Raw genomic sequence first — 11,389 nt, 5'->3', positions numbered from 1 at the left:
GCAGCTCCTACAGAGAGCTGCCGCAGGCTGCGATCTTTTGATCTTACCGATTCGGCTGCGGCGTCAGACGCAGGTAAGGCTTCACGGCGCGATAGCCCTTGGGAAAGCGCTGCTTGATCTCTTCCTCGTCCTTGAGCGACGGAACGATCACCACTTCATCACCGTCCTGCCAGTTGGCCGGCGTGGCCACTTTGTAGTTGTCGGTGAGCTGCAGCGAATCGATCACCCGCAAAATCTCGTGGAAGTTGCGCCCGGTGCTCGCCGGGTAAGTGATGGTCAGGCGCACCTTCTTGTTCGGATCGATGACGAACAGCGAACGCACGGTCAGCGTGTCATTGGCGTTCGGGTGGATCAGGTCATACAGATCGGAAACCTTGCGATCGGCATCGGCCAGGATCGGGAAGTTGACGATCGTGTTCTGGGTCTCGTTGATGTCTTCGATCCACTTGTGGTGCGAATCCACCGGATCGACCGACAGTGCGATGGCTTTGACGCCGCGCTTGCTGAACTCATCCTTGAGCTTGGCGGTGAAGCCCAGCTCAGTGGTGCACACCGGGGTGAAGTCCGCCGGGTGAGAAAACAGCACGCCCCAGCTATCGCCCAGCCATTCGTGAAAACGAATCTTGCCGGCGCTGGAATCCTGTTCGAAATCGGGGGCGATGTCGCCGAGTCTGATGCTCATGGTGCTGCTCCTGATGAGTTGTTGGAGACCTCAACTGTAGCTCGGGATTTGCCATCATGAAAAAGAATAAATAACTAGATATTTAGATCACAAGTGAATATTAAACATCTGTTCACTGGACGCTCAACGGCATCCAGACGAACATCGGCGGCAAGGTTCGAGAAGGCCTTGAGTTGCTGTAAAGAGGGGAATTTCGGGGAGGGCTTACGGGGGTGAGTCTGACTCGAAAACGCAAAAGCCCCGTCCGGCGCGATGCCGGACGGGGCTTTTTTTATCAGTTACTTGAGCGCGCTATTACAGCAGCGGGATCGAGTAGCTGAGGATCAGGCGGTTTTCGTCCTGGTCGCGAACACCGGCGATGTTGGTACGCCAGGTAGCGTTTTTCCACATGAAGCCAACGTTTTTCAGCGGGCCTTCCGGTACGACGTAACCGACAGTCAGGTCACGTTCCCACTCGGAGTCGCCATTACCGTTTTCAAGACCGCGGGAAGTAACGGTGTCGATGTTGTCGCCACGCAGGTAAACCATACCAGCGGTCAGGCCTGGTACGCCGACTTTGGCGAAGTCATACGAGTAGCGAGCTTGCCAGGTACGTTCGCCGGCACGGCCGAACTTCTGAATCTGCATGTCGGTGATGGTGTAGTTCGACGAGCCGTCACCCTGGTTCAGCCAAGGGAAGTCGCTGCTGCCGTTGGAAACCTGGTAGCCACCACCGAAGGTGTGACCTGCAACGGTGTACAGGAACAGGCCGCTATACAGGTTGTTGTCGACTTTACCGCGACCGCTGGCAACACCGGAGTAGTTACCGTTGCTGAAATACGCAGAGGTGTTGCCGTTGGCGCCATCGTCGGAGCTGTTGAAGTAACGGAAGTCAGACTTCAGCACGCCCGGGCCGATTGCCCAGTTGTGAACCAGACCCAGGAAGTGCTGCTTGTAGAAGTCTTCCAGGTTGCCGTAGTAGTACTGGGCAGTCAGGTCTTTGGTGATTTTGTAGTCACCACCGGCGTAGATGAACTTGTTGCTGTTAGCGGTACGCGCGTTTGCACCACCGATGGACAGTTGTTCGTTGTTGCTCGAGTTACGACCTTTCACGTGCTCGACTTGACCACCGACCAGAGTCAGGTCCTTGATCTCGCCGGAAGTGATCTGGCCACCCTGCCAGGTTTGTGGCAGCAGACGACCGTCGTTGGTCACGATAACCGGCAGTTTTGGCTGCAGGGTACCCAGTTTCAGTTCAGTCTGGGAGACCTTGGCCTTGGCAGTCAGACCCAGGCTGGAGAAATTATCAACCGCTTGGCCATTAGATTCGCTTGGAAAAACAGTGCCACCGTAGGCACTACCAGGGGTGCCATTACCGTTAACGTTGCCGTTGGTGCCACCGCCCGAATCCAGACGCACGCCCAACAGGCCGATAGCGTCAATACCGAAGCCCACGGTGCCTTGGGTGTAGCCGGAGATGAAACGCAGATCGAAGCCTTGGCCCCACTCTTCGTTGCGGCTCGGCTCGGCAGTGCCGCTGCGGTTATCGGTGTTGATGTAGAAGTTGCGCAACCCCAAAGTAGCCTTGCTGTCTTCGATGAAACCGGCGGCGCCTGCCTGCTGCGCCATAACCCCTACGGCCACAGCCAGGGCCAAGGTGGACTTGTTCATGTAAAGCTCCTCTCGTTTCTAATTTTTGTGTTTCTGGCCCTGGGTCTGTTGCCCTGGATCCGAGATGCGCGATTAGCACCAGTTCGTGACTGACAAGTCAATCGTAACCTTGTGTGTCTACGACCAAGGTCTAATCACAGTGATTTGGTCCGTGCAGAGTAAAGATTTCCTGATAAACCCAAAAAGAATTTATTCATTCTTTTTCATATCATTTCGGAATATGGCCAGTATCTTGCCATCTTCGCCGGGATACAGCGTATCGGCGACTAAGCTCATTCCTAAATGGTATTTGTTAGCCTTTTTTTATATCGATTAGCTTTGGCGTAACCCCGAATCGTCAAACCCTATCGAAAAGGCGACGCCATGATGGCCAAACGCGCACTATCTAGTCAATTTGTTACAGTTTGTGTGTCAGCGCTGATTTCTTTCTCCGCTCACGCTGGCAACCTCACCGTCGGCTATCAAACCGGTATCGACCCAAGCAAAGTTCCCCAAGCCGACGGCGTCTACGAGAAAGCCATCGGTGAAAAAATCGACTGGCGCCGCTTCAACAGTGGCCCGGAAGTTGTGACAGCCATTGCTTCCGGGGACGTACAGCTCGGCAACCTCGGCTCCAGCCCGCTGGCGGCAGCCGCTTCACGCAATCTGCCGATCGTCGCGTTCATCGTTTCAGCGCAGATCAATGCCGCCGAAGCACTGGTGGTGCGCAATGGCAGCGGTATCAATAGCCCGCAGGATCTGGTCGGCAAGACCATCGCCACACCGTTCGTATCCACCTCGCACTACAGCCTGCTCGGTGCCCTGAAGCACTGGGGCCTGGATGCCTCGAAAGTCAAAGTGGTGAACCTGCAACCCGCTGAAATTGCGGCGGCGTGGAAGCGTGGCGATATTGATGGCGCGTTTGTCTGGTCGCCGGCGCTGGGCGAAATCCGCAAGACCGGCAAGACGTTGACCGACGCTGCACAAGTCGGCCAGTGGGGCGCGCCGACGTTCGAAGTGTGGGTAGCGCGCAAGGACTTTGCCGAGAAGCACCCTGAGGTTGTCGCGAAGTTCGCCAAGGTCACGCTCGACTCGTTCGCCGATTACGCCGCGCATAAAGACAGCTGGACGGCTGACTCGGTGCCAGTGCAGAAAATCGCCAAACTGACCGGTGCCAACGCCGCCGACGTGCCGGAATTACTCGCAGGCTCCACATTCCCGGATGCCAAGGCACAGCAAACCACGGCGCTGCTGGACGGCGGCACGGCGAAGGCGATTGGCGAGACGGCGAAGTTTTTGAAGGAACAGGGCAAGGTTGAAACGGTGCTGCCGGACTACTCACCGTACGTGAGCGCCAAGTTCATCACCGAGTAATTGATCGTTCCCACGCTCCGCGTGGGAATGCATCTCGGGACGCTCCGCGTCCCATCGAAAGCGAACGCGGAGCGTCCGTTGAGGCATTCCCACGCAGAGCGTGGGAACGATCGAATCCAGATGAACCGGGTCAGAGGGTTTTTTCGAAGATCTTCGAGTTGCGCTGATAGTTGTACAACGACGCCCGCGCCGCAGGCATGCGCTCGACGCTGCTTGGCTCGAAGCCACGTTCGCGGAACCAGTGCGCAGTCCGCGTAGTGAGGACGAACAAGGTCTTCAAACCCTGCGCCCGTGCTCGGGTTTCAATGCGTTCCAGCAATTCATCCCCACGACCGCCATGGCGATACTCCGGGTTCACTGCCAGGCACGCCAGTTCACCGGCATCCGAATCGGCAATCTGATACAGCGCCGCACAGGCGATGATCATGCCTTCGCGCTCAACCACGCTGAACTGCTCAATCTCGCGCTCCAGCACTTCGCGCGAACGCCGCACCAGAATCCCCTGCTCTTCCAGCGGGCTGATCAAGTCGAGCAAGCCGCCGACGTCTTCAATCGCCGCCTCGCGCACCAGTTCGAATTGCTCTTGCGCAACCAGCGTACCGCCACCGTCACGGGTGAACAGCTCGGTCAGCAGCGCGCCATCCTCGGCGTAACTGACGATATGGCTGCGCGCCACGCCGCCACGGCAGGCTTCGGCGGCGGCATCGAGCAGTTCTGCTTGATAGTTGCTGCTGCCCAGACGCTGCAAATGCGCCGGCACTTGCTGTGGACGCAGTTCACGCACCAGTTTGCCGTTTTCGTCGATCAGACCGAGGTCGGCACCGAACAGCAGCAACTTGTCCGCGCCCAGGTCGATGGCAGCGCGGGTAGCGACGTCTTCGCAGGCGAGGTTGAAGATTTCACCGGTCGGCGAGTAGCCCAGCGGCGACAGCAGCACGATCGAACGCTCATCGAGCAGACGATTGATGCCCTTGCGGTCAACCCGGCGCACTTCGCCGGTGTGGTGATAATCGACACCTTCGAGCACGCCGATCGGCCGTGCAGTCACCAGATTGCCGCTGGCCACGCGCAGACGCGAGCCCTGCATCGGCGAGGACGCCATGTCCATCGACAGCCGCGCTTCAATCGCGATGCGCAACTGGCCGACCGCGTCGATTACACATTCCAGCGTTGCAGCATCAGTGATGCGCATGCCGTGGTGGTAATGCGGAGTCAGGCCGCGAGCGGCGAGGCGGGTTTCAATTTGCGGGCGCGAACCGTGTACCAGCACCAGGCGCACGCCAAGGCTGTGTAACAAGACAAGGTCGTGGACGATGTTGCCGAAATTCGGATGCTCGACGCCGTCGCCGGGCAGCATGACGACGAAGGTGCAATCGCGATGGGCATTGATATAGGGGGACGCGTGACGAAGCCAGTTAACGTATTCGGGCATGAACCTGGGCCTGTAATAAATAGCAGCCGAAAAAAGGGGCGAAACGAAAAACGCACAGCGGGCTGATGGTTATCGTCGGAACAGGCTTGGCGACACGCGCGCTCTCCTCATGAATACGGGTTGGATTCCCACTAATTTAACGACTACCCCCTGTAGGAGCTGCCGCAGGCTGCGATCTTTTGACTTTGTTTTTAAAAGACAAGATCAAAAGATCGTCCGATCGCGGCCCGAGCCTTCGGCAGCTCCTACAAGGCAGGCGTTCAATTGTTCAGGCAGTAATGTTCAATCAGTTGCCGTAATAGATGCACGGTAGGCTGCAAACGTGACATTTCAAGGTACTCGCCGGGCTGATGCGCACAGGCAATGTCGCCAGGGCCGAGGACGATGGTTTCGCAACCGAGGCGCTGAAGATAAGGCGCTTCGGTGCCGAACGCCACTGCTTCGGCGCGGTGGCCGGTAAGCTTTTCGGCGATGCGCACCAGTTCGGCGTCTTCAGCCTGCTCGAACGACGGCACTTCCGGGAACAGTGGTTTGTAATCAATCTTCACCTGATGCCGCTCGGCCACCGGGTTGAGCTTGCGCAGAATCTCCGCGCGCAGGACTTTCGGGTCCATGCCCGGCAACGGCCGCAGGTCGAACTCCAGCGAGCACTGGCCGCAGATACGGTTGGGATTATCGCCGCCATGGATGCAACCGAAGTTCATCGTCGGTTGCGGCACGCTGAACTGCGGATTGTTGAATTCACGCTGCCACAACAGGCGCAGGCCGCGCAGTTCGCCGATCGCATCGTGCATCGCCTCAAGGGCGCTGTGGCCCAGGCGCGGATCCGACGAATGGCCGCTCTGCCCGAGAATGTCGATGCGCTCCATCATGATGCCTTTGTGCATGCGGATCGGCTTGAGCCCGGTCGGCTCGCCAATCACCGCTGCGCGGCCCAATGGACGCCCGGCCTCAGCCAGTGCGCGGGCGCCGGACATCGAGCTTTCTTCATCGCAGGTGGCGAGGATCAGCAACGGCTGTTTGAACGGCTGATCAAGCAGCGGCTGCACCGCTTCGATGATCAACGCGAAAAAGCCCTTCATGTCGCAACTGCCGAGGCCGATCCAGCGGCCATCGACTTCGGTGAGCTTCAGCGGATCGGTCTGCCACAACGCATCGTCGTACGGCACGGTGTCGCTGTGCCCGGCCAGCACCAGCCCGCCGGGGCCGCTGCCGAAACTGGCGAGCAGGTTGAACTTGCCGGGACTGACCTGCTGGATGTCGCAGCTGAAACCCAGATCGCCCAGCCAGCCGGCGAGCAAATCGATCACCGCCCGGTTGGATTGATCGAGGTTCGGTTGGGTACAGCTGACCGATGGCGCGGCGATCAGCGCCGCGAACAGGTCTTGCATGGATGGCAAAGGCATCGCTGACTCCAACTCCCGAATTGAGGTCCATCATAGAACCATCCGGCGCTCGGAATAAACCGTCGCAGGGCGTAGGAAGTTTGAGTCCTGTACACTGCACGGCCTTGGCAGCCACATATTCCCCGGCTGCGCTCCCGATCCTGGATTTTCCGGCCATGCAGAAAGAAACCGAAATCAAACTCCGCGTCAGCCGCGAAACCCTCGCTGCCCTGCGTGAGCACCCGTTACTGAAAAAACGCAACAAAAGTGGCTGGGAACGCCGTGAGTTGATGAACCAGTACTTCGACACCCCCGAGCGCGATCTGGCTCAGGCCAAAGTCGCCCTGCGCCTGCGCAAGGACGGTGACGAAGTGATTCAGACCCTCAAGACCCGTGGCCAGAGCGTCGCCGGTCTGTCCGAGCGTAACGAATACGACTGGAAGTTGCCGAAAGCCAAGCTCGACGTGAAGAAACTCGACGGCGAATGCTGGCCCGAGTCGCTGGCCGAGCTGGACAAGAAAACCCTCAAGCCGATCTTCACCACCGATTTCGTCCGCGAGCGCGCCGAAATCGCCTGGGGCCGTGGCAAGACCAAAGTGGTTATCGAAGCTGCGCTGGATCTCGGTCACGTAGTGGTCGGCAAGCAGAAAGAAGAAATCTGCGAGCTGGAACTGGAACTGCGCGAAGGCGAGCCTGCCGCGCTGCTGGAACTGGCTGCCGAACTGGCCGAAACCCTCGCACTGATGCCGTGCGACATCAGCAAGGCTGAGCGCGGCTATCGTCTGTACGACGCCAACAGCTACTCGCTGAGCCTGCCGGCGCCGGAGCTGACCCCGGAAACCCAACTCGACGACGCGTTTGCCGCACTGAGCTGGCACTTGCTCGGCAGCAGCCAGCGTCTGGCGGAACAGTACCGTTTCAACGGCCACTGGCGCCTGCTGCTCGACTGGGTCGAGAACCTCGCCGAAATGCGCGCCCTGCTCAGCAGCCTCGGCCAGGCCGCACCGCGTCAGTCGACCCACGATTTGCGCGTTGCCCTGGATGCGTTGCTGGAAGACTGGCGTCCGCTGGTGCAAGCCGGTATCGAAGACGAAGACGTGCGCAAAGCCGCACCGGAGCAGTTCCTCGAAGAACTCGATGACCCACGCTGGGGCCTGTTCTCGCTGAACACTTCGCGCTGGTTGCTGGCCCGCACCTGGACCGCCGAGCGCAACGTGCGTGGCAATCGTCAGGGCGGCGCGCAGTTGCACAGCTGGTTGCCGCGCACCTTGGGCGAAGAAGCGACGGCTCTGCAATTGCAGCGTTATCAGCAGCAGCCGGAAGATCTGGCTGAGCAACTGCCGCGCATCGAACGCATTCAGGTCTGGCTGCACCACGCCCGCAACGTGCTGGACATCGCGGAAATGGATCGCCTCTACGGCGAGTTGAACAAATTGGCGCAACTGGCCAACGAACCGACGATCACTGACGAACTGCTCGATGCACGCAAGCAGCAGGCGATCGCGGTTTACCAGAATCGTGCGTGGAAAATGCTGCTGCGCATGTGATTACTTTGTGGTGAGGGGATTTATCCCCGATGGAGTGCGTAGCAGTCCCCGCTTTTTTTAAGAGCGGGGCCGCTTCGCGACCCATCGGGGATAAATCCCCTCGCCACAGTAAATCCCCTCGCCACAAAGGCCAGCCGCACTAAACCGGGAGGCTGGTGGTAGATTTGATCTCCGACAGCGCCACAATCGAATTCACTTCCTGTATCCCCGGCACCAGCGACAACTTCTCGAAGAAAAACCGCTCATACGCCTCAATGTCCGCCGCGACAATGCGCAACAGAAAATCCACCGCGCCCATCAGCACATAGCACTCCAGCACCTCAGGAAACTCCCGAATCGCCTCGGTGAATTCAGTGAAGTTCGAACGCCCGTGCGCGTTGAGTTTGATCTCGGCAAAGATTTGCGTGTTGAGGCCAATCTTCTTGCGATCAAGCAAGGTCACTTGCCCACGAATGATCCCCTCCTCCTTCATCCGCTGAATCCGCCGCCAGCACGGCGATTGCGACAGGCCGACCTGCTCGGCGATCTGCGCGCTAGACAGTGAAGCGTCCTCTTGCAGCAGGGCGAGAATCTTGCGGTCGTAGCTGTCCAGCTCACTGTGCATAGATAAACCTCTAATTGAGTCTTCCACGAATTGATCCTTTCGATCATTCGCCAATAACGCCGATCATAGCCAAGAAATACCCCACGACGAATGTAAAAATTCCTCCAGAGATTTTGGAGAATCGTCATGCCGCACCTCGAAGCCGTCACCACCACACCGACCCGCGCCGACGTCTGGAACGTCAGCAACGCCCATTGCCTGGCGCAATATCAAATCCTCGCCGAGGCCGAGCCGGATTTGCTGGTGCGGGTGCTGAATTTGTTCGCCCTGCAATTTCTCACGCCTGAGCAAGTCAACGTGCAGCGCATGGACGATCTGCTGTCGATCGAACTGGTCATGGGCGGCCTCAGCTGGCATCGCGCGCAAGTGATCGCGGAAAAACTTCGTAACCTGATCAGCGTCTGCTCGGTGGATCTGCAAAACGCCGACAGCGCTTGGGATGCACCTGCGCAAGCGGCCGGCTGACAAATCCGGCAACGGCTTCGTCGGGTAGTGGCCCAACAGTCTGCCGGGCCGCGACTATCCTTTTGCGCACTGTCGCTTAAAAGGAAGCCCGCATGTCCGTTCAACTCGCCACTCAGGACCGCTGGCTGGAGCTCAATGATGTATTGCGTGAACTGGTCGCCCAAGGCTTTATCGGCCAGGACGCGGCGGAGCAGGCGCTGAATGCGCGCCGTCGCCATGCTGCGAATGGCCAGATGCATCCGCTGGAATTCATCGCCAGCCAGCAACTCGACGACCTCAGTCGCCCGGGCAAACACCTCGACCTGGAAAGCCTGACCCTGTGGCTGGCGCAACAGGCCGGCCAGCCGTATTTGCGCATCGACCCGTTGAAGATCAACGTCGCCGCGATCACGCCGCTAATGTCTTACGCTTTTGCGCAACGGCACAAAATTCTCGCTGTGGCCGTCGACCGTGATGCGGTAACCGTGGCCAGCGCTCAGCCTTACGTCACCGGTTGGGAGGCTGACCTGACTCACGTGCTGAAGTTGCCGATCAAACGGGTAATGGCCAACCCGGCGGACATCCAGCGCTTCAGCGTCGAGTTCTTTCGACTGGCCAAATCGGTCAGCGGCGCCAGCAATGCTGACGCCCAGGGCGGCAACCTCGGCAATTTCGAACAACTGCTCAATCTCGGTGCCAGCGATCAAGAGCCGGACGCCAACGACGCGCACATCGTCAACATCGTCGACTGGCTGTTCCAGTACGCCTTCCAGCAGCGCGCCAGCGATATCCACATCGAACCGCGTCGCGAGCAAGGCACGGTGCGTTTTCGCATCGACGGCGTGCTGCACAACGTCTATCAATTCCCGCCGCAGGTGACCATGGCGATCGTCAGTCGCCTGAAAAGCCTGGGGCGGATGAACGTCGCCGAAAAGCGCAAACCGCAGGACGGCCGGGTCAAGACCAAGACCCCGGAGGGCGGCGAAGTCGAGTTGCGCCTGTCGACGCTGCCCACCGCGTTCGGCGAAAAAATGGTCATGCGGATTTTTGATCCGGAAGTGTTACTCAAGGATTTCGATCAACTGGGCTTCAGCGCCGACGACCTGCGGCGCTGGCAAGACATGACGCGCCAGCCCAACGGCATCATTCTGGTCACCGGGCCAACCGGCTCCGGCAAGACCACCACGCTGTACACCACGCTGAAAAAACTGGCGACGCCGGAAGTGAACCTCTGCACCATCGAAGACCCGATCGAAATGGTCGAGCCGGCGTTCAACCAGATGCAGGTGCAACACAACATCGACCTGAGCTTCGCCGCCGGGGTGCGTGCGCTGATGCGGCAAGACCCGGACATCATCATGATCGGCGAGATCCGCGATCTGGAAACCGCCGAAATGGCCATTCAAGCGGCGCTGACCGGGCACTTGGTGCTGTCGACTCTGCACACCAACGACGCGCCTAGCGCGGTCAGCCGTCTGCTCGAACTCGGCGTGCCGCATTACTTGATCAAAGCCACCGTGCTCGGGGTCATGGCCCAGCGTCTGGTGCGCACCTTGTGCCCGCACTGCAAAGCGCCGCTGACGCTGGAAGAAGAAGACTGGCAAACCCTGACCCGCCCGTGGCAAGCGCCGCTGCCGGGCAATGCGCAGCGCGCGATCGGCTGCGTCGAATGTCGCGACACCGGTTATCACGGCCGCGCCGGGGTTTACGAAATCATGCAACTGAGCGACAGCCTCAAGGCGTTCATCACCCGGGACACCGATCTGGCGGCGATCCGCCGCCAGGCGTTCAAAGAAGGCATGCGCAGCTTGCGCCTGTCCGGTGCGCAGAAGGTTGCGGCAGGGCTGACCACGGTTGAAGAGGTGCTGCGGGTGACGCCGCAGAGTGAGCTGAAATAGCCCTTCACGGAACTGGATCAGGGGATTGGCAATCCAACGCCCTAGTTAACCCCCAGGAGTCACCTCATCATGCGTCTCAAACTTGCTGTCGCCACACTGGCCTTGCTGTCCCTTCCCGTTGGTTCGGCCATGGCGGACAGCTTTTGGCGTAACGTCATTTCGTCCGGTGCGACCACTGGTTCGACCTACCTGACCTTCAAGGATCACAAGCTGATCATCGCCGCGCAGGACGATGCCGGCAGCTTCGTTGCCAGTGACGGCGGGATTCGCGGGCCGTATCTGGAAGCGGCCATGCAGAAAGTCCGCGCCGACAATCCGGGCCTGCAGGCGACTGATATGGAATTGGCGAATGCGATTCTGGCGAAGAACGCCGTGGCTTCCGAGTAACTCAAAA

10 protein-coding genes are annotated in these 11,389 nt (G+C 59.3%); 5 read left to right on the top strand and 5 right to left on the bottom strand.

Annotated features, from left to right (window positions below; all coding sequences use genetic code 11):
* Positions 1-43 precede the first annotated feature (43 nt).
* Together EJA70_RS16965 and EJA70_RS16960 are read right to left on the bottom strand one after the other, a co-directional pair.
* Positions 44-682 (bottom strand): peroxiredoxin, encoded by a 639-nt coding sequence (locus EJA70_RS16965; RefSeq protein WP_008085342.1) that lies wholly within the window; start codon positions 680-682, stop codon positions 44-46.
* Between the two features lie 294 nt (positions 683-976).
* Positions 977-2,332 (bottom strand): OprD family porin, encoded by a 1,356-nt coding sequence (locus EJA70_RS16960; RefSeq protein WP_158832176.1) that lies wholly within the window; start codon positions 2,330-2,332, stop codon positions 977-979.
* Positions 2,333-2,695: 363 nt separating this feature from the next.
* Here EJA70_RS16960 and tauA point away from each other — a divergent pair, with 363 nt between their 5' ends.
* Positions 2,696-3,685 carry a taurine ABC transporter substrate-binding protein gene (gene tauA / locus EJA70_RS16955; RefSeq protein WP_158832174.1) on the top strand — a complete coding sequence of 330 codons (990 nt, stop codon included), beginning with the start codon at positions 2,696-2,698 and terminating at the stop codon, positions 3,683-3,685.
* Positions 3,686-3,815: 130 nt separating this feature from the next.
* On the opposite strand, the gene argA is transcribed toward tauA, so the two are convergent.
* Positions 3,816-5,117 carry an amino-acid N-acetyltransferase gene (gene argA, locus EJA70_RS16945; RefSeq protein WP_008085349.1) on the bottom strand — a complete coding sequence of 434 codons (1,302 nt, stop codon included), beginning with the start codon at positions 5,115-5,117 and terminating at the stop codon, positions 3,816-3,818.
* 260 nt (positions 5,118-5,377) lie between these two features.
* Positions 5,378-6,523, bottom strand: a complete 1,146-nt coding sequence (gene argE / locus EJA70_RS16940; protein WP_158832172.1) for an acetylornithine deacetylase — start codon at positions 6,521-6,523, stop codon at positions 5,378-5,380.
* 155 nt (positions 6,524-6,678) lie between these two features.
* Here argE and EJA70_RS16935 point away from each other — a divergent pair, with 155 nt between their 5' ends.
* Positions 6,679-8,049, top strand: coding sequence for an inorganic triphosphatase (locus EJA70_RS16935; protein ID WP_158832170.1), 1,371 nt, complete (start codon positions 6,679-6,681; stop codon positions 8,047-8,049).
* A 139-nt stretch (positions 8,050-8,188) separates the two neighbouring features.
* Here the strand turns inward: EJA70_RS16935 and EJA70_RS16930 are convergent, their stop codons facing one another.
* Complete coding sequence (locus EJA70_RS16930; protein WP_158832168.1) at positions 8,189-8,653, bottom strand: Lrp/AsnC family transcriptional regulator; 465 nt, start codon at positions 8,651-8,653, stop codon at positions 8,189-8,191.
* Positions 8,654-8,779: 126 nt separating this feature from the next.
* Here EJA70_RS16930 and EJA70_RS16925 point away from each other — a divergent pair, with 126 nt between their 5' ends.
* The 3 genes from EJA70_RS16925 (at position 8,780) to EJA70_RS16915 (ending at position 11,382) form a co-directional block, all read left to right on the top strand.
* The gene (locus EJA70_RS16925) at positions 8,780-9,118 is read left to right on the top strand and encodes a hypothetical protein (protein WP_158832166.1); all 339 of its coding nucleotides are present in this window, start codon (positions 8,780-8,782) and stop codon (positions 9,116-9,118) included.
* Positions 9,119-9,210: 92 nt separating this feature from the next.
* On the top strand, positions 9,211-10,995 hold the full coding sequence (locus EJA70_RS16920; RefSeq protein ID WP_158832164.1) for a GspE/PulE family protein: 1,785 nt from the start codon (positions 9,211-9,213) through the stop codon (positions 10,993-10,995).
* 66 nt (positions 10,996-11,061) lie between these two features.
* Positions 11,062-11,382, top strand: coding sequence for a DUF2388 domain-containing protein (locus EJA70_RS16915; RefSeq protein WP_171057234.1), 321 nt, complete (start codon positions 11,062-11,064; stop codon positions 11,380-11,382).
* The last annotated feature ends 7 nt before the right edge of the window (positions 11,383-11,389 follow it).

It is taken from the genome of Pseudomonas sp. PB103 (assembly GCF_009764635.1).
Classification (GTDB): Bacteria; Pseudomonadota; Gammaproteobacteria; order Pseudomonadales; family Pseudomonadaceae; genus Aquipseudomonas.
The sequence above is the reverse complement of the archived record's forward strand: the minus strand, read 5'-3'. Positions and strand labels throughout refer to the sequence as shown.